The sequence below is a fragment of the Streptomyces sp. NPDC037389 genome, assembly GCF_040636475.1.
In the GTDB taxonomy this organism is placed as follows: domain Bacteria; phylum Actinomycetota; class Actinomycetes; order Streptomycetales; family Streptomycetaceae; genus Streptomyces; species Streptomyces hesseae.
In genome coordinates this window covers 44691-67097 of the sequence record NZ_JBEZUS010000024.1, presented here as the reverse complement: position 1 = coordinate 67097, position 22407 = coordinate 44691, and the positions used below count along the sequence as shown (strand labels likewise).

At 71.1% G+C, this 22407-nt stretch carries 15 protein-coding genes; 11 read left to right on the top strand and 4 right to left on the bottom strand.

The genetic code is table 11. The annotated features are described in order from the left end of the window. Positions 1–174: 174 nt before the first annotated feature. Positions 175–1089, bottom strand: coding sequence for a glycerophosphoryl diester phosphodiesterase membrane domain-containing protein (locus AB0E98_RS32285; protein ID WP_361709687.1), 915 nt, complete (start codon positions 1087–1089; stop codon positions 175–177). Between the two features lie 382 nt (positions 1090–1471). On the opposite strand from AB0E98_RS32285, the gene mtnA reads away from it, so the two are divergent. From mtnA to AB0E98_RS32250, 7 genes are all read left to right on the top strand, one after another. Beyond that, entirely contained in the window at positions 1472–2599 is a 1128-nt protein-coding gene (gene mtnA / locus AB0E98_RS32280) for an S-methyl-5-thioribose-1-phosphate isomerase (RefSeq protein WP_361709686.1), read from the top strand. Then, a complete protein-coding gene (gene mtrA / locus AB0E98_RS32275; RefSeq protein WP_126914414.1) occupies positions 2596–3273 on the top strand; it encodes a two-component system response regulator MtrA in 678 nt (225 codons plus the stop codon). The genes mtnA and mtrA overlap by 4 nt, the downstream gene beginning before the upstream one ends. Before the next feature lies 1 nt (position 3274). After that, positions 3275–5338: an MtrAB system histidine kinase MtrB gene (gene mtrB / locus AB0E98_RS32270; RefSeq protein WP_361709684.1), complete on the top strand. Its 2064-nt coding sequence runs from the start codon at positions 3275–3277 to the stop codon at positions 5336–5338. Then, positions 5322–7163, top strand: a complete 1842-nt coding sequence (locus tag AB0E98_RS32265) for an LpqB family beta-propeller domain-containing protein (RefSeq protein ID WP_361709681.1) — start codon at positions 5322–5324, stop codon at positions 7161–7163. Before mtrB ends, AB0E98_RS32265 begins: the two co-directional genes overlap by 17 nt. Before the next feature lie 158 nt (positions 7164–7321). Continuing rightward, positions 7322–8047 (top strand): ComF family protein, encoded by a 726-nt coding sequence (locus tag AB0E98_RS32260; RefSeq protein ID WP_361709678.1) that lies wholly within the window; start codon positions 7322–7324, stop codon positions 8045–8047. A 338-nt stretch (positions 8048–8385) separates the two neighbouring features. Beyond that, positions 8386–9072 (top strand): ribosome-associated translation inhibitor RaiA, encoded by a 687-nt coding sequence (gene raiA, locus AB0E98_RS32255; protein ID WP_361709676.1) that lies wholly within the window; start codon positions 8386–8388, stop codon positions 9070–9072. A 248-nt stretch (positions 9073–9320) separates the two neighbouring features. After that, positions 9321–10064 carry a response regulator transcription factor gene (locus AB0E98_RS32250; protein ID WP_361709673.1) on the top strand — a complete coding sequence of 248 codons (744 nt, stop codon included), beginning with the start codon at positions 9321–9323 and terminating at the stop codon, positions 10062–10064. 57 nt (positions 10065–10121) lie between these two features. Here the strand turns inward: AB0E98_RS32250 and AB0E98_RS32245 are convergent, their stop codons facing one another. After that, complete coding sequence (locus AB0E98_RS32245) at positions 10122–11375, bottom strand: crosslink repair DNA glycosylase YcaQ family protein (RefSeq protein WP_361709672.1); 1254 nt, start codon at positions 11373–11375, stop codon at positions 10122–10124. 13 nt (positions 11376–11388) lie between these two features. Continuing rightward, a complete protein-coding gene (locus AB0E98_RS32240; RefSeq protein WP_361709670.1) occupies positions 11389–11982 on the bottom strand; it encodes a GNAT family N-acetyltransferase in 594 nt (197 codons plus the stop codon). A gap of 227 nt (positions 11983–12209) precedes the next feature. Between AB0E98_RS32240 and secA the strand changes: the two genes are divergently transcribed. Continuing rightward, the gene (gene secA / locus AB0E98_RS32235; RefSeq protein ID WP_361709668.1) at positions 12210–15029 is read left to right on the top strand and encodes a preprotein translocase subunit SecA; all 2820 of its coding nucleotides are present in this window, start codon (positions 12210–12212) and stop codon (positions 15027–15029) included. Positions 15030–15093: 64 nt separating this feature from the next. Here secA and AB0E98_RS32230 read toward each other — a convergent pair whose 3' ends face one another. Then, positions 15094–15534 (bottom strand): Rv3235 family protein, encoded by a 441-nt coding sequence (locus AB0E98_RS32230; RefSeq protein ID WP_361709666.1) that lies wholly within the window; start codon positions 15532–15534, stop codon positions 15094–15096. 285 nt (positions 15535–15819) lie between these two features. Here AB0E98_RS32230 and AB0E98_RS32225 point away from each other — a divergent pair, with 285 nt between their 5' ends. The 3 genes from AB0E98_RS32225 (at position 15820) to AB0E98_RS32215 (ending at position 22402) form a co-directional block, all read left to right on the top strand. Then, positions 15820–16323, top strand: a complete 504-nt coding sequence (locus AB0E98_RS32225; protein ID WP_361709664.1) for a hypothetical protein — start codon at positions 15820–15822, stop codon at positions 16321–16323. 35 nt (positions 16324–16358) lie between these two features. Continuing rightward, entirely contained in the window at positions 16359–17063 is a 705-nt protein-coding gene (locus tag AB0E98_RS32220) for an HAD family hydrolase (protein WP_361709661.1), read from the top strand. Positions 17064–17395: 332 nt separating this feature from the next. Next, positions 17396–22402, top strand: a complete 5007-nt coding sequence (locus AB0E98_RS32215) for an NAD-glutamate dehydrogenase (RefSeq protein WP_361709659.1) — start codon at positions 17396–17398, stop codon at positions 22400–22402. The last annotated feature ends 5 nt before the right edge of the window (positions 22403–22407 follow it).

The following is a 22407-nucleotide window of genomic DNA, read 5'->3' as shown; positions in this document are numbered from 1 at the left end:
GGGGGACCCTGTGGGAGAGTAGGACGCCGCCGAACTTCTTTTGGAGAAAGCCCTGGCAGGGGATACCTGCCAGGGCTTTCTTGCGTTTACGGACAGGTTGGCTCTGCCCGCCCCGCCCCGGGCCGGCATCCTCAGGACGCCCGCCCGAAGCAGAACAGAGCAACAACCACCCGATCACATACCCGCAGCACGCGCGAGCTCGATATCAAGGGACTCGCGACGGATCCGCTGATCCATATACAGCAGCGCGGTCACGCCGGCAGTGATCGGAAGCGCCACCGCGGAGCCGATCACCGAGCCGACACCATTGATGATCAAAGACGTCCACGTCAAATGATCCATGGTGGATTCACCAGTCACGATGCCGTCAATGAGGCTCGTCGGTATCTGCGCCATTGAACCGATCATGAAAACGATAAAGGCGGCCAGGACCTGTATTCCAAAGATCCGCCAGCCCGATCCCCGCACAAGCTTCGCCGAACGACGCATAGCCGTGATCACACCCTGCTTTTCGAGCATGAGCGCCGGCGCGGCAAGGCTGTAGCGGACCCAGAGCCAGGCCGCCGCCACCATGCCGGCGAGCCCGCCGAGAAGCAGCAGACCCGCACCGCCACCGTCCGGACCACCGGAAAGCCCGGCATCCGAAGCCGCCGCGACCGCCAGTCCCGGGGCCAGGCAGACCGCGAAGGCCGCGGTGATGAGCACGGGCAGTAGCAGGAACAGCCCCGTCAGGGCGAGCAGCCGGGGGCGGGCGTCCCGCCAGGCGTCACCCACCGACGCGGGCCGGCCCAGCACGGCGCGGCTGACGACCATCGTCAGCATGGCGCTCGCGATGATCGAGCCGACCAGCCCGACCAGTGAAGCGACGGTCAGACTGCCCAGGGACTTGCCGAAGGCGTCCAGCACCTCGTGAGGGTTGGCCGTCCCCGGGTCGGCGAGCTTGTTCAGGCCCGTAACGTCGCGGAACCACAGCCCTGTTACCGCGGTCCCCGCCGCCTGGGTACCGAGGGCGACGGTCGCGGAGATCCCGAGGACCGTTCGCCAGTACCGGCGCGTCGTGGCGACCGCGCCGTCCAGGATCTCGCCCACGCCCAGAGGCCGCAGGGGCACGACGCCGGGCTGAGGGGCCGGCGGAGGTGGTGGGCTCCACTGTTGGCTGCCCCAGCCGCCACCACCGCCCCAGCCGCCGCTGTTGCCCCCGTCCCCGCCGCCATTGCCGTCGCCGCTTCCACTGTTGGCGCGGGCGCGGCCCCAGCCCTGCGGGGTGCGGTCCGGAGAGTCGTTCATTCTCTGTAGCTCCTGTAGCTCCCTCTGATGCCCGTGTGCGCCGTCCAGCGGCCCGTCCGAGCGGTTCCGGTCAGTCATCGTGTCAGTAAGCGCGTGCGAGGCGGCAAGCGCCCGAGAGGCTCGTAAGGGGGAGGCCGCCAGGGGAGGCCTTCAATAGTTGGTGTGCGCGGGGCAGACTGGACCAATGGCTGATCAGTACGCGGCACCCGCGTCCGGCACCGGATCCTCCGTCCCGGCCCTGCGCTGGGAGGAGCCGCCCGAGGGACCCGTGATCGTCCTCCTCGACCAGCGGAGGCTGCCCACGGAAGAGATCGAGCTGGTCTGTACCGACGTCCCCGCGCTGATCGAGGCGATACGCACGCTCGCCGTGCGCGGCGCCCCGCTCCTCGGCGTCGCGGGCGCCTATGGCCTGGCCCTCGCGGCCGTGCGCGGCTTCGACGTGGAGGAGGCCGCCGAAATGCTCGCCCACGCCCGTCCGACAGCCGTGAACCTCGGCTATGGGGTGCGGCGCGCGCTGGCGGCGTACCGTTCGGCCGCCGGAAGCGGCGTGGACGGCTCCCAGGCGGCCGCTGCCGCGCTCGCCGAGGCCCGGGCCCTGCACCAGGAGGACGCCGACGCCAGCGCCCGTATGGCGGCGCACGGCCTGGCGCTGCTCGGGGAGCTGTTGCCCGGGGGCGGATACCGCCTCCTGACCCACTGCAACACGGGCGCCCTGGTCTCCGGTGGCGAGGGCACCGCCTTCGCGGTGGCGGGCGCGGCGCACCGGATCCGGGAGCTGCGGCGGCTGTGGGTGGACGAGACGCGTCCGCTGCTCCAGGGGGCCCGGCTGACCGCGTACGAGGCCGCTCGGGCCGGTATGCCGTACACGCTGCTCGCGGACAGCGCGGCGGGTTCGCTGTTCTCGGCGGGCGAGGTCGACGCCGTGCTGATCGGTGCGGACCGGATAGCGGCGGACGGGTCGGTGGCCAACAAGGTGGGCAGCTATCCGCTGGCGGTGCTCGCCCGCTACCACCATGTGCCGTTCATCGTCGTCGCGCCGACCACGACGGTCGATCTCGGGACGGCCGACGGTGCCGCGATCGAGGTGGAGCAGCGGCCCGGGCACGAGGTGACGGAGTTCCCGGGAAGTGCCTCCGGAAACCCGGTGGCACCCTTGGGTACGCAGGCCCACAACCCTGCGTTCGATATCACACCGCCGGAGTTGGTGACCGCCATTGTCACGGAAAACGGGGTTGTTTCACCCGTGACGGAGGCGGGTCTGGCAGAGCTGTGTGCCAGGTCACGATCGGGTAATGGGATGATGTCGATATGAAGGGACGCGTTCTTGTCGTCGATGACGACACCGCACTGGCCGAGATGCTCGGAATTGTGCTTCGTGGTGAAGGTTTCGAGCCGTCGTTCGTAGCGGACGGCGACAAGGCGCTCGCTGCATTTCGTGAGGCCAAACCCGATCTTGTATTGCTGGATCTGATGCTGCCGGGCCGTGATGGCATTGAGGTGTGCAGGCTGATCCGCGCCGAGTCCGGGGTGCCGATCGTGATGCTGACCGCCAAGAGCGACACCGTCGACGTGGTCGTCGGGCTGGAGTCCGGCGCGGACGACTACATCGTCAAGCCGTTCAAGCCCAAGGAGCTGGTGGCCCGTATCCGGGCGCGGCTGCGCCGGTCGGAGGAGCCCGCGCCGGAGCAGCTGACCATCGGTGATCTGATCATCGATGTCGCCGGGCACTCGGTGAAGCGCGACGGCCAGTCGATCGCGCTGACGCCGCTCGAGTTCGATCTGCTGGTGGCGCTGGCACGCAAGCCGTGGCAGGTCTTCACCCGTGAGGTGCTCCTTGAGCAGGTCTGGGGTTATCGCCACGCCGCCGACACACGGCTGGTGAATGTGCATGTACAGCGGCTGCGCTCGAAGGTCGAGAAGGACCCCGAGCGGCCGGAGATCGTGGTGACCGTCCGTGGTGTGGGCTACAAGGCCGGACCCAGCTGACATGCCGGGTGACGGTGCCGCTCCGGAGCGGGACGCGGGGCGGCCCGTGGACGCGGGTGGGGGCATATCGCTCCTCCGGCGTCTCTGGCGTGCGGGCAGGCTGCTGTCCGACGGCGCGGGCTCGGCGCCGGTCCACCCGGTGCTGCGGCTGTACGCGCGCTGGGTGCGCCGGCCGCTGCTGCCCGCGATGCGCCTGTGGCGGCGCAACATCCAGCTGCGGGTGGTGGCGACCACCCTGCTGATGTCGCTGGGTGTGGTGCTGCTGCTCGGCGTGGTCGTCATCGGGCAGGTGCGCAACGGTCTGCTGGACGCCAAGAAGCATGCCTCGCAGAGCCAGGCCGAGGGCGGTTTCAAGGCGGCGCGCGACGCCGCGGACGCCGCCGGTGCCGATCACGGTCAGGACGGCGCCCAGTCCGGTGGCCGGGGCACGCCCGACTCCGGGGCCTGGCTGACGGCGCTGGTGCAGCAGCTCGCCAGTGGTGGGCAGGGCGTCTACCACGTGGTGGCGCTCAGCGCGGGTGACGGCGACACGACGTATGTGGGCGGGACGCGGGGGCCGCGGGCCTCCGGGGACATCGACCCGGAGCGCAGTGTCCCGGCGGATCTGCGCAGGCAGCTGGACAGCCGGACGGGCACGTTCGAGAAGCCCGGGACCATCAAGCGGAGCTCCTCCGACGAGGGTGAGCCGGCGCTGATCGTCGGCAAGCGGCTCTACGACGTCAACGGCAAGCCGTACCAGCTGTACTACCTCTTCCCGTTCACACAGGAGGAGAAGTCGCTCAGTCTGGTGAAGGGGACGCTGACCACGGCCGGGGTGTTCGTGGTGGTGCTGCTGGGCGCCATCGCCTGGCTGGTGGTGCGGCAGATCGTCACGCCCGTACGGATGGCCGCCAGCATTTCCGAGCGGCTCGCGGCGGGTGTGCTCCAGGAGCGGATGAAGGTCACCGGTGAGGACGACATCGCGCGTCTGGGCGAGGCCTTCAACAAGATGGCACAGACCCTCCAGGTGAAGATCCAGCAGCTGGAGGAGCTCTCGCGGATGCAGCGGCGGTTCGTCTCGGACGTCTCGCACGAGCTGAGGACGCCGCTGACGACCGTACGGATGGCGGCCGACGTCATCCATGAGGCGCGTGACGGCTTCGATCCGGTGACCGCGCGCTCGGCCGAGCTGCTGTTCGGGCAGCTGGACCGGTTCGAGTCGCTGCTGGCGGACCTGCTGGAGATCAGCCGGTTCGACGCGGGCGCGGCGGCGCTGGAGGCCGAGCCGATCGATCTGCGCGACGTGGTGAACCGGGTGGTGGAGGGTGCTCTGCCGCTCGCCGACCGCAAGGGCAGCCGACTGCTGGTGCGTGGCGCCGAACAGCCCGTCATCGCCGAGGCGGACGCCCGCCGTGTCGAGCGGGTGCTGCGCAATCTCGTGGTCAACGCCGTGGAGCACGGCGAGGGCCGGGACGTGGTCGTCCGGCTGGGAGTGGCCGGGGGCGCGGTCGCGGTCGCGGTGCGCGACTACGGCGTGGGGCTCAAGCCCGGCGAGGCGGCCCGGGTGTTCAACCGCTTCTGGCGGGCCGATCCCGCCCGTGCGCGGACGACCGGTGGTACGGGCCTGGGCCTGTCCATCGCGGTGGAGGACGCGCGGCTGCACGGCGGCTGGCTCCAGGCGTGGGGCGAGCCGGGTGGCGGTTCACAGTTCAGGCTGACGCTGCCGCGCACGGCGGGCGAGCCCCTGCGAGGGTCGCCGATTCCGCTGGAGCCGGAGGATTCGCGGCGCAACCGCGGGATGACCGGGTCCGGGCTGCCGCCCGCGCTGCCGGGGCGCGCCGCGCCCGTGGCGGGCACGGGGGCGCCCGTACCGGCGCAGAGCAGGAATGTGCGTGCCACGGCCGATCCCACCGCGCTGCCGGGCAGCGGCGCGCGGGTGGTGACGCGTCCCGGTGGGGCGCTCGGTGGCGAGAAGAGTGGTGACCGTGCCGGTGACACGGCGGCCCGTCGGGCAGACGCCCGGGACGGTCGCGAGGCCGCGGGCGGCGGGAGCGGGACCGGAGGCGACCGTGACGGTCAGGCGTAGGGGAACCGGCGGCGGGCGGCGGTTCGCGGGGGCGGGCGTCGTGCTGGTCAGCGGTGCGCTGCTGGCCGGCTGCGCGTCGATGCCCGACGGTGGTGAGGTGAAGTCGGTCGACTCCCCGCAGCAGCGTGCCGACGCCGACGCGCAGGTGCGCGTCTACGGTGTGCCGCCGCGCAAGAACGAGCAGCCGCTGGAGCTCGTCATGGGCTTCCTGGAGGCGACGACCAGCGACGACACGGACTACGAGACGGCTCGGCAGTATCTGGCGAAGGGTGTGCGGGGCCGCTGGGATCCGTCGGCGTCCACGACGGTGCTGTCGCAGACGCCCCAGGTGCGGGTGGAGCGCACCGGCGGTGACCGTGAGCCGGGCTACACCGTGACGCTGACGGGCCGGCGGGTGGCGACGGTGGACGCCAAGCACGCGTACAAGCCGGACGAGGGCGAGTACAAGACCCAGTTGCACCTGGCACGCGAGGACGGCCAGTGGCGCATCGACGGCGTGGACCCGGGGCTGGTGCTCGGGGTCTCCGACTTCCAGCGCATCTACCGTTCGGTCAATAAGTACTACTTTGCCGAGTTGGGGCAGAGCACGAGCGGCGCGGGGAAGTCGCGCGAGGTGCTCGTCGCCGACCCCGTCTATCTGCGCAAGCGGATAGACCCGGTGACGTCGACGGTGAACGCGCTGCTGGACGGGCCGACGTCGTGGCTGGACCCGGTCGCCGCCACGGCCTTTCCCACGGGGACGCGGCTGGAGGAACAGCGGCTGTCCCTGGACGACTCCAACGGTCTGAAGGTGCGGCTGAACGACAAGGTCGCCGGCGCCAATCAGGACCAGTGCCTGCGGATGGCCGCGCAGCTTCTGTACACCGTGCAGGAGTCGGCCAAGGTCACCGACGTGACGCTTCAGCGCAAGGACGGCTCCAGGCTGTGTGTGCTCGGCAAGGAGCAGGCGCGCTATTACGCGCCGGACCTGACCTCCGGACGGCCGGACCGGCAGTACTTCGTCGACGGTCAGCACCGGATGGTGAGCCTGGCCGACGGTGACGACGAGGCGCGGCGGGTCGCCGGTCCGCTGGGCGCGGACGGTTCGGCCCCGCTGCGCTCGGTGGCGGTGGACCGCGCGGAGCGCCGTGCGGCGGGCGTGTCGGCCAATGGGCAGGCGCTGTACGTCGCGCCCCTCCAGGCGGGCGCGCCGCTGGGCGAGGCCCGGCTGACCGTGCGCGGCGGTACGGGCGCCAAGGCGGGGCTGACCGCGCCGAGCTGGGACGGTCTGGGCGATCTGTGGGTCGCGGACCAGGACGCGGACAGGCCGAGGCTGCTGCGGCTGTCCGGGGGCACGGGCGCTCCCGAGGAGATCCAGGTGCCCGGGCTGGACGGCGGGCGGATCACGGGGTTGCGGATCGCCGCGGACGGTGTGCGCATCGCGCTGTTGGTGACGAAGGGCGACCACACGGTGCTGCGGCTCGGCAGGGTCGAGCGGCGAGCGGGCGCGGGCCGTACCGGCCTGTCGGTGCAGGAGCTGCGGAACGTGGCGCCCCGGCTGGTGGACGTCAACGCCGTCTCGTGGGCGGGCGCGAGCCGGCTGCTGGTGGCCGGCAACGAGCAGGGCGGGCTCCAGCAGCTCCAGTACGTCGAGACCGACGGCTCGCAGGCCAACGCCTCCGGGCTGCCGGGGATCACGGGGGTGCGGGGCGTGGCCGCCTCGGAGAACCCGGGCAAGGCGCAGGCGCTGGTCGCGGAGGGCGACGGCGGGGTCGTACGGCTGCTGCCGGACACCAACTGGAAGCTGGTGGGCAAGGAAGGTACGGCGCCTGTCTACCCGGGGTGACGGTTGGTGGCGTCCCGCAGTGACCGGGGACGGTCGGCGTCGGTGGGCGGGCGGGGCGGTGAGCGGCGCGTTCGCGCAGGCCAGGGGCCGTGTCGCGGGGGTGCCGCGGGTTATCCACAGGGGTGGCGGCTTCCGGGGCCGCGCGCGACAGTGGAGTCATGCGCGGGTGGTGGCGGGAGCTCGCCGGCCTGGTGGCGCCGGTGGACTGCGCGGGGTGCGGGCTGCCGCGGTCCGTGCTGTGCGAGGGATGTCGTGCGGAACTGGGCGGGCGGCGGGCGCTGCGGGTGCGGCCCGATCCGGTGCCGCCCGGGCTGCCACGTGTGTATGCCTCCGCGCGGTACGAGGGCGGGGTGCGTTCGGCGCTGATCGCGCACAAGGAGCGGGGCGGGCTCGCGCTGGCCGAGCCGCTGGGTGCCGCGCTGGCGGGCGCGGTGGGGGCGGCCGGTCGTCCTGGTGCGGGGTGGGACATACGGGGCTGGAGTGGCCCGTTATTGCTCGTGCCGGTGCCTTCCGCGCGGTCGGCGGTGGCCGGGCGGGGGCATGACGCCGGGCGGCGGGTCGCGCTGGCGGCGGCCCGGGCGCTGCGCGGCTCCGGGGTGCCCGCGCGGGTGGCGGCGGTGCTGCGGTTGCGGCGGGCCGTCCTCGACCAGTCGGGCCTGGACGCCCGGGAGCGCGCGGCGAACGTGGCGGGGGCGATGGAGGCCGCCGGGGGCGCGGAGCGGCTGTGGCGGTCGGGAGGTCCGGTGGTGCTGGTGGACGACCTCATGACGACCGGTGCCTCGCTGGCGGAGGCGGCTCGCGCGGTGACGGTCGGCGACGGCCGGGTCGTGGCCGCCGCCGTGATCGCGGCGGCCCCGAGAGCTTTCGGAAACAACCGGAACTGACGGAGAACGCCCCACGTTGCTGAGGGAAACGGCCGGAAAACACCTGAACGGAGGTACGTCGCGATAGGGGGTACCGACGGGCTTCCGAGCGAGATATGTTCGGTTGTGAGGAAGGGCAGGATCTATGCCTGATATCTCCGATTGGCGTGCTTTGTGCGCCTGGGCGGAAGCTTGTAGGAAGCCCGTGGAGCCTTGAGGCCGGGTGGGGTGTAGATCTCGCCGACGGGGGAGGAGGAGGTGAAAACCGCTTAGTCGGTGGCTCCGGAACCCCCGGGGCCTGATGCAAGAGGGATGCGCTCCGCAACCTTCGGCGGAGCGATCCGGGAACGGAGTTCTGCGTGGACATCGTCGTCAAGGGCCGCAAGACAGAGGTGCCCGAGCGGTTTCGCAAGCACGTGGCCGAGAAGCTGAAGCTGGAGAAGGTCCAGAAGCTGGACGGCAAGGTGATTCGCCTCGACGTGGAGGTGTCCAAGGAGCCCAACCCGAGGCAGGCCGACCGCTCCGACCGAGTGGAGATCACGGTGATCTCCCGTGGACCGGTCATCCGGGCGGAGGCCGCAGCGACGGATCCCTATGCCGCGCTCGATCTGGCCACGAGCAAGCTCGAGGCACGGCTGCGCAAGCAGCACGACAAGCGTCATTCCCGTCGGGGCAACGGACGCGTCCCGGCGAGCGACGTCGGCGCCGTCATCGGCGCCGCAGAGCTCAACGACAGCGGTGAACTCGTCGCGGAGCAGGGGGCGGGCGAGGTGCCCGTCACCCACATGGGACCACTGGAGATCCGGGGAGAAGGCCCCCTGGTGGTCCGCGAGAAGACCCACTCCGCGGCCCCCATGGCGCTCGACCAGGCGCTGTACGAAATGGAGTTGGTCGGCCATGACTTCTATCTGTTCGTCGACTCCGAGACCAAGATGCCCAGTGTCGTCTACCGGCGGCACGCCTACGACTACGGCGTCATCCGCCTGAACAGCGACCCCTTCTACAGCGGAGAGCCCGGAGGAGCGGGCGGCGAGCTCGGCGGCTGACCCGTGCGGCCCGGCCGTACGCCGCGGCCGGGCCCCGTGAGCCGCGGACCGGTGACGGTGCCCCGGAGCGCCAGGCGCGCTCCCGGGGCACCGCTTGTGCGGCGCGCCACCTCCGCGGCCGGGGAAGCACCGTCCGGCGGTCCGGCATGAAATCATGGCCCGGACCAACCACCGGTCCGCCGGAGCCGATTGGGGCGGCGCCGGGACCGAGTGACCGCGACGGGCCATGGCCTTCAGGGGGAGGAACGATGGCGGACAGGTTCGGGCCCGTGATCGGGACCGACGAGGACGACGAGGAAGGTGCCCGGGACGGGCGGGGCGCCGCGCGGAGGGAGCCGATCAGGGTCCTCGTCGTGGACGACCACGCGCTCTTCCGCAGGGGGCTGGAGATCGTCCTCAAGCACGAGGAGGACATCGAGGTCGTCGGCGAGGCCGGGGACGGCGCGGAGGCGGTGGACAAGGCGGCCGACCTGCTGCCCGACATCGTCCTCATGGACGTCCGGATGCCCAAGCGCGGCGGCATCGAGGCCTGCACCTCCATCAAGGAGGTGGCCCCCAGCGCGAAGATCATCATGCTGACGATCAGCGACGAGGAAGCCGACCTCTACGACGCCATCAAGGCCGGGGCGACCGGCTACCTCCTCAAGGAGATCTCCACCGACGAGGTGGCGACGGCCATCCGGGCGGTCGCCGACGGCCAGTCCCAGATCAGCCCGTCGATGGCCTCCAAGCTCCTGACCGAGTTCAAGTCGATGATCCAGCGCACCGACGAGCGCAGGCTGGTGCCCGCCCCCCGGCTCACCGACCGCGAGCTGGAGGTCCTCAAGCTCGTCGCCACCGGGATGAACAACCGCGACATCGCCAAGGAGTTGTTCATCAGCGAAAACACCGTCAAGAACCACGTCCGCAACATCCTGGAGAAGCTCCAGCTGCACTCCAGGATGGAAGCGGTCGTCTACGCGATGCGGGAGAAGATCCTCGAGATCCGCTGAGCCGCCGGCTGCCGCCCGACGCCCACCGCCCACCCGCCCGCCGGGCCGTCGTGGGGCTCAGCCCAGGGCGCCCACCAGGGCGGCGGCCAGCTTCGCGTCGTCGCAGCGCTCGACACGCACGCTGTCGCAGCCCACCCACTCGGCCGCCTCCCACAGCGCCCGGGCCATGGGCTCGACGGCCCTGGGGCCTTCGAGCGACACCTGCCGGGCCACCAGCGTCCGGCCGTCGCGCGCCGGATCCACCCGGCCCGCCAGCCGGCCGCCCGTCAGCAGCGGCATCGCGAAATAGCCGTGGACGCGCCTGGTCTTGGGCACATACGCCTCCAGCCGGTGGGTGAAGCCGAATATCCGCTCTGTGCGCGGCCGGTCCCAGATCAGCGAGTCGAACGGCGAGAGCAGCGTCGTACGGTGCCGGCCCCGGGGCTCCTCGGCCAGCGCCGCCGGGTCCGCCCACGCCGGCTTGTCCCAGCCCGCCACCTCGACCGGCACCAGCCCCGTACCGCCGATGACAGCGTCGACCTGCTCGCCCTTGAGCCGGTGGTAGTCCGCCAGGTCCGCGCGCGTCGCCACACCCATCGCCGAGCCCGCCTGGGCCACCAGGCGTCGCATGCACTCGGCGTCGTCGAGGTCGTCGTGGAAGAGGGCGTCCGGCACGGCGCGCTCGGCCAGGTCGTAGACCCGCTTCCAGCCGCGCCGGCGGGTGCAGACCACCTCGCCGGTGTCCAGCAGCCACTCCACCGCGATCTTCGTCTCGGACCAGTCGTACCACTCGCCGCCGTTCTTGGCACCGCCCAGATCCGTGGCCGTCAGGGGGCCCTCGGCCCTGAGCCGGTCCCGGACGGCCGCGCACGAACGGTCGGCGTCCGCCATGATGTGCCAGCGGTGGCCGCGCTCCCGCATGGCCCGGCGGCGGAAGGCGAACAGCGGCCACTCCTCGATCGGCAGCACGCACGCCGCGTGCGACCAGTACTCGAAGGCCCCCGTCTCGGCGTCCCCGCTCCAGTACGCCTCCTCGACCGCACCGCGCCCGACGGCGCCCAGCCGCGCGTAGGGCACCAGCTCGTGCGAGCGGGCGAGCACCGAGATCGTGTCCAGCTGGACCGCGCCCAGCCGGCGCAGCACGCCCCGGACGCCCCCCTTCCGGTCGGGCGTGCCGAGCAGGCCCTGCGCGCGGAGGGCCACCCGGCGCGCCTCGTCGGCGGAGAGCCGGAAGGCGTCCCCGTGATCCCCGGAAGGGTGCGCGCCGGACGTACCGGCCTTGACTGTGGCGGCAGTTGTCATGCCGATCACCCTAGAGGGGACCACTGACATCGCCCGGTGATGATCAGCCGCGCTCGGGAAACGGCAGGTAGGGGGTGTGGGCCGGCCGGCCGAGGTCCGAGGGGAGCAGCGAGCCGATCCAGGCGTCACGGCGGGTGCCATTGTGGACGATCTTCGAGCGCATGGTGCCCTCCATCCGGAACCCAGCCTTCAGGGCGACGGCGCGCGAGCCTTCGTTGCCCGCCTCCGCGTACCACTCCAGGCGTTCGACGCCCAGGTCCTCGAAGGCCCAGCGGATCACCTCGCGCGCGGCCTCCACCGTGTAGCCGCGGCCGCGGGCGTCCTTGGCGGTCCAGTAGCCGAGCTCGGCCTGACGCTCGGGGGTGCGCAGCTCGGCGAGCCGCACCAGGCACATGGAACCGATCAGCCGGGCGTCCTCGCGGGAGAAGAGACCGAACGTGTACATGGAGTCATCGCGCCAGCCGTCCGGGCACTTCTCCTCGACGAACGCGCGGGCGTCCTCCGGCGTGTAGGGGGAGGGAACGCCGGTGTAGCGCGGAATGTCCGGGTCCTGGCAGGCCGCGTGCGCGGCGGGTACGTCCGACGAGGTGAACGGGCGCAGCAGCAGGCGTTCGGTGGTCAGATGTATGGGCTCCATGGGCGGAGTCTAGATTCGGGGCGCCTCGGACGTGTCCGAATTTCGCCGCTCCGGCACCTTCCGGGACTGCCGTTCGTTCTCACAGTGGGTGACACCCGGCCTCGGTGATGACGGACCTCCCGGCGTGGTGGGGTCCTCGCTTACGATGGCCGTTGCGGCGGGGACTGTCCCGTCGTGCCCGCGCACCCCAACCGTGCCCAGGCCCGACCGGCAAGGAGCCAGCCTACGTGTCCGTCTTCGGCAAGATCATGCGTGCAGGAGAAGGCAAGATCCTGCGCAAGCTGCACCGCATCGCGGACCAGGTCAATTCCATCGAAGAGGACTTCCTGCACCTCTCCGACGCTGAGCTGCGCGCCCTGACCGAGGAGTACAAGCAGCGGTACGCCGACGGCGAGAGCCTGGACGACCTGCTGCCCGAGGCCTTCGCGACCGTCCGCGAGGCCGCCAAGCGCGTCCTGGGCCAGCGGCACTACGACGTCCAGCTCATGGGTGGCGCCGCGCTGCACCTGGGCTATGTCGCGGAGATGAAGACCGGTGAGGGCAAGACCCTCGTCGGCACCCTCCCGACGTACCTGAACGCGCTGTCGGGCAAGGGCGTCCACCTGATCACGGTGAACGACTACCTGGCGGAGCGCGACTCGGAGTTGATGGGCCGGGTGCACAAGTTCCTGGGCCTGTCGGTCGGCTGCATCCTCGCCAACATGACCCCGGCGCAGCGTCGCGAGCAGTACGGCTGCGACATCACGTACGGCACGAACAACGAGTTCGGCTTCGACTACCTGCGCGACAACATGGCGTGGTCCCAGGACGAGCTGGTCCAGCGCGGGCACAACTTCGCCGTGGTCGACGAGGTCGACTCCATCCTGGTCGACGAGGCCCGTACGCCGCTGATCATCTCCGGCCCGGCCGACCAGGCCACCAAGTGGTACGGCGACTTCGCCAAGCTCGTCACCCGCCTGGCCAAGGGCGAGCCGGCGAACCCGCAGAAGGGCGTCGAGGAGACCGGCGACTACGACGTCGACGAGAAGAAGCGCACGGTCGCCATCCACGAGACCGGCGTGAGCAAGGTCGAGGACTGGCTGGGCATCGACAACCTCTACGAGTCGGTCAACACCCCCCTCGTCGGCTATCTGAACAACGCCATCAAGGCGAAGGAACTGTTCAAGAAGGACAAGGACTACGTCGTCATGGACGGCGAAGTCATGATCGTCGACGAGCACACCGGCCGTATCCTCGCCGGCCGCCGCTACAACGAGGGCATGCACCAGGCGATCGAGGCGAAGGAAGGGGTGGACATCAAGGACGAGAACCAGACGCTCGCCACGATCACCCTCCAGAATTTCTTCCGCCTCTACTCCAAGCTGTCCGGTATGACCGGTACGGCCATGACCGAGGCCGCCGAGTTCCACCAGATCTACAAGCTCGGCGTGGTGCCGATCCCGACGAACCGTCCGATGCAGCGCATGGACCAGTCGGACCTGATCTACCGCACCGAGGTCGCGAAGTTCGCCGCCGTCGTCGAGGACATCGCCGAGAAGCACGAGAAGGGCCAGCCGATCCTGGTCGGCACGACCTCGGTCGAGAAGTCGGAGTACCTCTCGCAGCAGCTGTCCAAGCGCGGCATCCCGCACGAGGTCCTCAACGCCAAGCACCACGAGCGCGAGGCCCAGATCGTCGCCCAGGCGGGCCGCAAGGGCGCCGTCACCGTCGCCACCAACATGGCCGGCCGCGGTACGGACATCAAGCTCGGCGGCAACCCCGACGACCTCGCCGAGGCGGAGCTGCGCCAGCGCGGCCTCGACCCGGAGGAGCACATCGACGAGTGGGCGGCCGCGCTGCCCAACGCCCTGGAGAAGGCCGAGGCGGCGGTCAAGGCCGAGTTCGAGGAGGTCAAGGGCCTCGGCGGGCTCTACGTCCTCGGCACCGAGCGCCACGAGTCGCGCCGTATCGACAACCAGCTGCGCGGACGCTCCGGCCGTCAGGGCGACCCGGGCGAGTCCCGTTTCTACCTGTCGCTGGGCGACGACCTGATGCGCCTGTTCAAGGCCCAGATGGTCGAGCGCGTGATGGCCATTGCCAACGTCCCCGACGACGTGCCGATCGAGAACAAGATGGTCACCCGGGCCATCGCCTCCGCCCAGTCGCAGGTCGAGCAGCAGAACTTCGAGACCCGTAAGAACGTCCTGAAGTACGACGAGGTGCTCAACCGCCAGCGCGAGGTCATCTACGCCGAGCGCCGTCGCGTCCTGGAGGGCGAGGACCTCCACGAGCAGGTGCGGCACTTCATGGACGACACCATCGACGACTACATCCGCCAGGAGACCGTCGAGGGCTTCGCCGAGGAGTGGGACCTGGAGCGGCTGTGGGGCGCCTTCAAGCAGCTCTACCCGGTCAAGGTCACCATCGAGGAGCTGGAGGACGCGGCGGGCGACCGCGCGGGCATCACCGCCGAGTTCATCGCCGAGTCCGTCAAGGACGACATCCACGAGCAGTACGCCACCCGCGAGGAGCACCTCGGCTCCGACATCATGCGTGAGCTGGAGCGCCGCGTCGTGCTGTCCGTCCTGGACCGCAAGTGGCGCGAGCACCTCTACGAGATGGACTACCTCCAGGAGGGCATCGGCCTGCGGGCCATGGCCCAGAAGGACCCCCTGGTCGAGTACCAGCGCGAGGGCTTCGACATGTTCACCGCGATGATGGAGGGCATCAAGGAGGAGTCGGTCGGCTACCTGTTCAACCTGGAGGTCCAGGTCGACCAGCAGCTCGAGGAGGTCCCCGTCGAGCAGCGCGAGGCGCCGTCCCTGGAGAAGAGCCAGGACACCGTGCCCGCCGCCCGTCCGGAGATCCGCGCGAAGGGCCTGGACGCCCCGCAGCGCCCCGACCGCCTGCACTTCTCCGCCCCCACGGTGGACGGCGAGGCCGGTCTCGACGAGCGCGACCTCACGGGTGACGAGATGACCGAGTACCGCTCCGAGGCGGACGGCATGACCCGCGCCGAGCGCCGCAAGGCCCAGCGCGGCGCCGCCGGCCGCCGCCGCAAGAAGTAACGCGGCACGCCCACAAGGGCTCGTAAGGGGCGGGACACCGGTGGTGTCCCGCCCTTCGCCGTGTTCAGGTACGGGCTCCGCCCAGCTCCACCGCGGCGCACCGCCACCGCCGGTCAGGGCAGTGCTCCAGCCGGAAGGCCAGCGCCCGAAGCCGGTCCCCCGAGGCGATCCGGGCGAACGCCTCGATCACTCCGGGCCGGGGCTGGAACTCGTCGCAGTGGCGTACGAAGGGGATGCCGCGCCCCGGCGGGAGGGGCCGCAGGGGCGCCCCGGGCGCCAGCTCGGCCAGCTGGTCGTAGGCCGGTGGCAGGGTGTGCCCGAGCATCCAGTGCACCGGGCGCTGTCCGCTGAGGGTGAGCAGCAGCCGCTCGGCGAACCAGTAGCGCGGATGGCGACGTTCGCGTTCGTGGCGACGGGCGGCCGCGTCGGCGGCCGGCCGTCGGGAGTCCGTGCGCCGTGGTGGCGCGGCCGGGCCCGATCCGGCGGGTCCCCTGGTCCTGTACACGCGATCGCCCCCGTGGTGCGCGGCCCGGCTGGTACCGGGCGTGGCTTCGGTCGTGGATCTTCTACCGGTGCCGTCCGGAGGCGGGCAAGGACGTCCCGGGGGCGGCCTCGGGGCCGGGATCGTTCACCTATCAGGGGGACACGGGGCCCGAGGGGCGGGCACGGCCGGGGACCGGGGCGTCCGGGAGGCGGCCCCCAGGGGACCTCCGGCACTTCGAAGGGGGACTCGCGCCCGTATGCTGGCAGCACTGTTCGTAAGCCCTCAGGAAGCAGGAAAGCGGCGGTCATGCGCGTCTACGTCCCCCTGACCCTCCCCGGCCTCGCCGAGGCCCACAAGGCGGGCCTGCTGGGCCCGGCACCGCTGGACGCCTACGCCATCACCCCCGCCCTGCGCGAGTGGTACGTCTCGGACGACACCGAGGAACTGGAGTACGCGGCGCTGAGCCGGGCCGCGCAGGGCTCGCTGCGGCAGCTGGCGGCCGATCCGCGGGCGCCGCGACGGCGCGTGGTCGTGGCGGTCGACGTGCCCGACACGGCGGTGACCGCTGGCCCGGAGCGCGGGCGGGACCAGTCGGCGCTCGGCGAGGTGCGGCTGGCGGAGGCCGTGCCGCTGAAGAAGGCGGCCTCGGTGCACGTCGACGCGGACGACGCCGAGGAGGACGTGGCCGCCGCCGCGGCCGCGCTGGGCGCCGCGGACCAGGGCGACGACGACGCTCAGTTCACCGTGGACGGGGCCGACGACCACGAGCTGATGTGGTTCGGCGTCCAGGAGATCCCGAACCTCGTCTGAGGGGTCTGTCGGACCCGGACGGTACGGTCGTGAGCATGGGGACGCAGAGCATGGGCACGCGGGGCACGGGGGAGCGGGGCACGGAAGCCCCGCCGCACATCGTCTGGGACTGGAACGGGACCCTGTTCCACGACATCGACGCGGTGATCACGGCGACCAACGCCGCCTTCGCCGAGATCGGCCTGGCGCCCATCACCCTGGCCAGGTACCGGGAGCTGTACTGCGTCCCGATCCCGCGCTTCTACGAGCGCCTGATGGGCCGCCTCCCCACCGAGGCCGAGTGGCAGCACATGGACGTCGTCTTCCACCGGCACTACGCGGACCACCGCATACGCTGCGGCCTCACGGACGGCGCCGAGTCGTTGCTGTCGCGCTGGCAGGACGCCGGCGGCACCCAGTCGATCATGTCGATGTACGGACACGAGGACCTGCTGCCGCTGGTGCGGGGCTTCGGCATCGAGCGCAGATTCATCCGGGTGGACGGACGCACCGGGCCTTCCGGCGGCAGCAAGACGGAGCACATGGCGCGCCATCTCGCGGGGCTGGACGGTGTGGCGGCCGGGCGTACGGTGGTCATCGGGGATGCCGTGGACGACGCCGTCGCGGCGGCGCACATCGGTGCCCACGCCGTGCTGTACACGGGCGGTTCGCACAGCCGGGGCAGTCTGGCGGCGGCGGGCGTGCCGGTGGTGGACAGTCTGGCGGAGGCCGTCGCCGAGGCGGAACGTCTCGTTGCCTGAGGCCGTGCTGTCCAGAGTGCGAAGGTTTCGTGGCCGTAATGTATAGAAGCTGCTCATGGACGCGTCCTGGGGGAAGAGCGATAGCCTTACCAGGTGATCAGCGCGATATCCAGCAGGGGCGCCGTCGCCCCTGTCCTGCCCCCGGGCCGCCACCGCGCCCGGGCCATCGCAGCGGATCCCCGGAGCCGGGCTCTCCTGACGGCGTTTCGCCGTGTTCCGCCCGGCCACCCCTCATCCCGGCGGACCGTCGATGACGACCGGACACCCCGAGTCGCGACGTGAAACCATCACCACCTATGTCACGCAACGGCGCGCGACAGGAGCCAGAGGACATGCAGACCAAGCTGGACGAAGCAAAGGCCGATTTGCTCGAGCGGGCGGCCCGCGTCGCTGAAGGCAGCCCGGGGGGAGCGCACCCGGCCGGCCCCAAGGGCGAGGGCGGACTCGACCAGAAGACCCTGACCGCCTACCTCCAGCGCTACTACCTGCACACCGCTGCCGAGGACCTCACCGGCCGTGACCCGGTCGACGTCTACGGCGCGGCGATCTCGCACTTCCGGCTGGCCGAGAACCGGCCGCAGGGCACCGCGAACGTGCGCGTCCACACGCCGACGGTCGAGGAGAACGGCTGGACGTCCAGCCACTCCGTCGTCGAGGTCGTCACCGACGACATGCCCTTCCTCGTGGATTCCGTCACCAACGAGCTCTCCCGCCAGAACCGTGGCATCCACGTCGTCATCCACCCGCAGGTCGTCGTCCGCCGTGATGTGACCGGCCGCCTCCTCGAGGTCCTCGGCTCCGCCTGCGACGCCCACGGCAACGGGAAGGACTCCGAGCTGCCGCACGACGCGCTCGTCGAGTCCTGGATCCACGTCGAGACCGACCGCGAGACCGACCGCGACGATCTCAAGCAGATCGCCGCCGACCTGGTGCGCGTCCTGTCCGACGTCCGCGAGACCGTCGAGGACTGGGGCAAGATGCGCGACGCCGCGCTGCGCATCGCCGAGGGCCTGGCCGAGGAGCCGACCGCCGACGTCCCGCAGACCGAGCTCGACGAGGCTCGTGAGCTGCTGCGCTGGCTGGCCGCCGATCACTTCACCTTCCTCGGCTACCGCGAGTACGACCTGACCAAGGTCACCACCGACGGCGAGGAGGAGGACGTCCTCACCGCCGTCCCCGGCACCGGCCTGGGCGTCCTGCGCTCCGACCCCTCGCACACGGCCAACGGGCACCACGGGGGCCACCACGCCCCGCTGCCCCGCCCCACTTCGCCGTCCTTCAGCCGGCTCCCGGCGGACGCCCGCGCCAAGGCCCGTGAGCACAAGCTGCTCGTCCTCACCAAGGCCAACAGCCGCGCCACCGTCCACCGCCCCTCCTACCTCGACTACGTCGGGGTGAAGAAGTTCGACGCCGCCGGCAACGTGGTCGGCGAGCGCCGCTTCCTGGGCCTGTTCTCCTCGGCCGCCTACACCGAGTCCGTCCGCCGCGTCCCGGTCATCCGCCGCAAGGTCTCCCAGGTCCTGGACGACGCCGGCTTCAGCCCCGACAGCCACGACGGCCGCGACCTGCTCCAGATCCTGGAGACCTACCCGCGCGACGAGCTCTTCCAGATCCAGGCCGACCAGCTTCGCGCCATCGCCACCAGCGTGCTCTACCTCCAGGAGCGCCGCCGGCTGCGGCTGTACCTGCGCCGCGACGAGTACGGGCGCTTCTACTCCGCCCTGGTCTACCTGCCGCGCGACCGCTACACCACCGGCGTCCGGCTGCGCCTGATCGACATCCTCAAGGAAGAGCTCAACGGCACCAGCGTCGACTTCACGGCCTGGAACACCGAGTCCGTCCTCTCCCGGCTGCACTTCGTCGTCCGCGTCGAGCCCGGCTCCGCGCTGCCCGAGCTCTCCGAGGCCGACGCCGACCGCATCGAGGCCCGCCTCGTGGAGGCCGCCCGCTCCTGGGCCGACGGCTTCGCCGAGACGCTCACCGCCGAGGTCGGCGAGGAGCGCGCCGCCGAGCTGCTGCGCCGCTACGGCCAGGCCTTCCCCGAGGGCTACAAGGCCGACCACACCCCCCGTGGCGCCGTCTCCGACCTCGCCCACCTGGAGAAGCTGACCACCGCCGGCGGTGCGCAGGACTTCGAGCTCAGCCTGTACGAGCCGGTCGGCGCGGGCCCCGGTGAGCGCCGCTTCAAGATCTACCGCACGGGTGAGCCCGTCTCCCTCTCCGCCGTCCTGCCGGTGCTCCACCGGCTCGGCGTCGAGGTCGTCGACGAGCGCCCGTACGAGCTGCGCTGCGCCGACCGGACCACTGCCTGGGTCTACGACTTCGGGCTGCGGCTGCCCGGGGACATCGTGGGCGACAACGCGCGCGCCCGCTTCCAGGAGGCCTTCGCGGCCGTGTGGACCGGCGCCGCGGAGAACGACAACTTCAACAACCTCGTGCTGCGGGCCGGTCTCGACTGGCGTCAGGCGATGGTGCTGCGGGCCTACGCCAAGTACCTCCGGCAGGCCGGTACGACCTTCAGCCAGGCGTACATGGAGGACACCCTCAGCAACAACGTCCACACCACCCGCCTCCTGGTCAACCTGTTCGAGGCCCGGATGTCCCCGGCGCTCCCGCAGGACGGCCGGAACGAGCTGATCGAGGGGCTGCTGGAGGAGCTCGAGGGCGCCCTCGACCAGGTGGCGAGCCTGGACGAGGACCGCATCCTGCGCTCCTTCCTCACCGTCATCAAGGCCACGCTGCGCACCAACCACTTCCAGAGGGATGGGCACGGCGAGCCGCACTCGTACCTCTCGCTGAAGCTGGACCCGCAGGCCATCCCGGACCTGCCCGCGCCCCGCCCGGCCTTCGAGATCTGGGTCTACTCGCCGCGCGTCGAGGGTGTGCACCTGCGCTTCGGCAAGGTCGCCCGAGGCGGTCTGCGCTGGTCCGACCGGCGTGAGGACTTCCGCACCGAGATCCTGGGCCTGGTCAAGGCGCAGATGGTGAAGAACACCGTCATCGTGCCCGTCGGCGCCAAGGGCGGCTTCGTCGGCAAGCGGCTCCCGGACCCGTCCGTGGACCGTGACGCGTGGCTCGCCGAGGGCATCGCCTCGTACAAGACCTTCATCTCCGGTCTCCTCGACATCACCGACAACATGGTCGGCGGCGAGGTCGTCCACCCCAAGGACGTCGTCCGCCACGACGAGGACGACACCTACCTCGTCGTCGCCGCCGACAAGGGCACCGCGACCTTCTCCGACATCGCCAACCAGGTCGCCGAGTCCTACGGCTTCTGGCTGGGCGACGCCTTCGCCTCCGGCGGCTCGGCCGGCTACGACCACAAGGGCATGGGCATCACCGCCCGCGGCGCCTGGGAGTCGGTCAAGCGGCACTTCCGCGAGCTGGGCCACGACAGCCAGACCGAGGACTTCACGGTCGTCGGCGTCGGCGACATGTCCGGTGACGTCTTCGGCAACGGCATGCTGCTCTCCGAGCACATCCGCCTGGTCGCCGCCTTCGACCACCGCCACATCTTCATCGACCCCAAGCCGGACGCGGCGGTCTCCTACGCCGAGCGCCGCAGGCTCTTCGAGCTGCCCCGCTCCTCCTGGGCCGACTACAACACCAAGCTGCTCTCCGCGGGCGGCGGCGTGCACCCCCGCAGCGCCAAGTCGATCCCGGTCAACGCCCATGTGCGCGAGGCCCTGGGCATCGCCCCCGGCGTCACCAAGATGACCCCCGCCGAGCTGATGAAGGCCATCCTCAGCTCCCCGGTCGACCTCCTGTGGAACGGCGGCATCGGCACCTACGCCAAGGCGTCCACCGAGTCGCACGGCGACGTGGGCGACAAGGCCAACGACGCCATCCGCGTCGACGGCCGGGACCTGCGCGTCAAGGTCATCGGCGAGGGCGGCAACCTCGGTCTGACCCAGCTCGGCCGCATCGAGTTCGCCCTGGCCGGCGGCCCGGACTCGACCGGCGGCAGGGTCAACACCGACGCCATCGACAACAGCGCCGGCGTGGACACCTCCGACCACGAGGTGAACATCAAGGTCCTGCTCAACGCCCTGGTGACCGACGGCGACATGACCGTCAAGCAGCGCAACAAGCTGCTGGCCGAGATGACCGACGAGGTCGGCGAGCTGGTGCTGCGCAACAACTACGCGCAGAACGTGGCCCTGGCCAACGGTGTGGCCCAGGCGCCCAGCCTGCTCCACGCCCACCAGCGGATCATGCGCCGCCTCACCCGCGACGGCCACCTCGACCGCGCCCTGGAGTTCCTGCCCGCCGACCGGCAGATCCGGGAGCGGCTGGCCGCCGGCCGCGGCCTGACCCAGCCCGAGCTGGCCGTCCTGCTCGCCTACATCAAGATCACTACGGCGGAGGAGCTGCTCGCCACCGGGCTGCCCGACGACCCGTACCTCCAGCGACTGCTCTACGCCTACTTCCCGCAGGCCCTGCGCACGTCGTTCGGTGAGAACATCGACAACCACGCCCTGCGCCGCGAGATCGTCACGACTGTCCTGGTCAACGACACGGTCAACTCCGGTGGCTCGACCTTCCTCCACCGCCTGCGGGAGGAGACCGGCGCCTCGCTGGAGGAGATCGTCCGGGCGCAGACCGCGGCCCGCGAGATCTTCAGCCTGAACGAGGTCTGGGACGCCGTCGAGGGCCTGGACAACGTGGTCGCCGCCGACGTCCAGACCCGCATCCGGCTGCACTCGCGTCGGCTGGTCGAGCGCGGCACCCGCTGGCTGCTCAACAACCGCCCGCAGCCGCTGGAGCTCGCGGAGACCATCTCGTTCTTCCGCGAGGGCGTGGACACGGTCTGGGCCGAGCTGCCCAAGCTGCTGCGCGGCGCCGACATCGAGTGGTGGCAGTCGATCCACGACGAGCTCGTCGCCGCCGACGTGCCCGACGAGCTGGCGGTCAAGGTCGCGGGCTTCTCGTCCGTCTTCCCGGCGCTGGACATCGTCGCCACCGCCGAGCGCACGGGCAAGGAGCCGCTGGGCGTCGCCGAGGTCTACTACGACCTGGCCGACCGGCTGCACATCACCCAGCTGATGGACCGCATCATCGACCTGCCGCGCGCCGACCGCTGGCAGTCCATGGCCCGTGCCTCCATCCGTGAGGACCTCTACTCGGCCCACGCCTCGCTGACGGCCGAGGTCCTCTCCGCGGGCAACGGCTCCTCCACGCCGGAGCAGCGCTTCGCCACGTGGGAGGAGCGGAACGCCGCGATCCTGACCCGGGCGCGGACGACGCTGGACGAGATCCGCGGGTCGGACGCGTTCGACCTGGCCAACCTGTCGGTGGCCATGCGCACGATGCGCACCCTGCTGCGTTCGCACACCTGACGGGT

What these genes read in the sequence shown, in the direction of transcription:
- mtnA (WP_361709686.1), top strand. Translation starts at nt 1,472, where the DNA reads ATGGCTGATCAGTACGCGGCACCCGCGTCCGGCACCGGATCCTCCGTC.
- mtrA (WP_126914414.1), top strand. Translation starts at nt 2,596, where the DNA reads ATGAAGGGACGCGTTCTTGTCGTCGATGACGACACCGCACTGGCCGAG.
- mtrB (WP_361709684.1), top strand. Translation starts at nt 3,275, where the DNA reads ATGCCGGGTGACGGTGCCGCTCCGGAGCGGGACGCGGGGCGGCCCGTG.
- AB0E98_RS32260 (WP_361709678.1), top strand. Translation starts at nt 7,322, where the DNA reads ATGCGCGGGTGGTGGCGGGAGCTCGCCGGCCTGGTGGCGCCGGTGGAC.
- AB0E98_RS32250 (WP_361709673.1), top strand. Translation starts at nt 9,321, where the DNA reads ATGGCGGACAGGTTCGGGCCCGTGATCGGGACCGACGAGGACGACGAG.
- AB0E98_RS32245 (WP_361709672.1), bottom strand. Translation starts at nt 11,375, where the DNA reads ATGTCAGTGGTCCCCTCTAGGGTGATCGGCATGACAACTGCCGCCACA.
- AB0E98_RS32240 (WP_361709670.1), bottom strand. Translation starts at nt 11,982, where the DNA reads ATGGAGCCCATACATCTGACCACCGAACGCCTGCTGCTGCGCCCGTTC.
- AB0E98_RS32225 (WP_361709664.1), top strand. Translation starts at nt 15,820, where the DNA reads ATGCGCGTCTACGTCCCCCTGACCCTCCCCGGCCTCGCCGAGGCCCAC.
- AB0E98_RS32220 (WP_361709661.1), top strand. Translation starts at nt 16,359, where the DNA reads ATGGGGACGCAGAGCATGGGCACGCGGGGCACGGGGGAGCGGGGCACG.
- AB0E98_RS32215 (WP_361709659.1), top strand. Translation starts at nt 17,396, where the DNA reads ATGCAGACCAAGCTGGACGAAGCAAAGGCCGATTTGCTCGAGCGGGCG.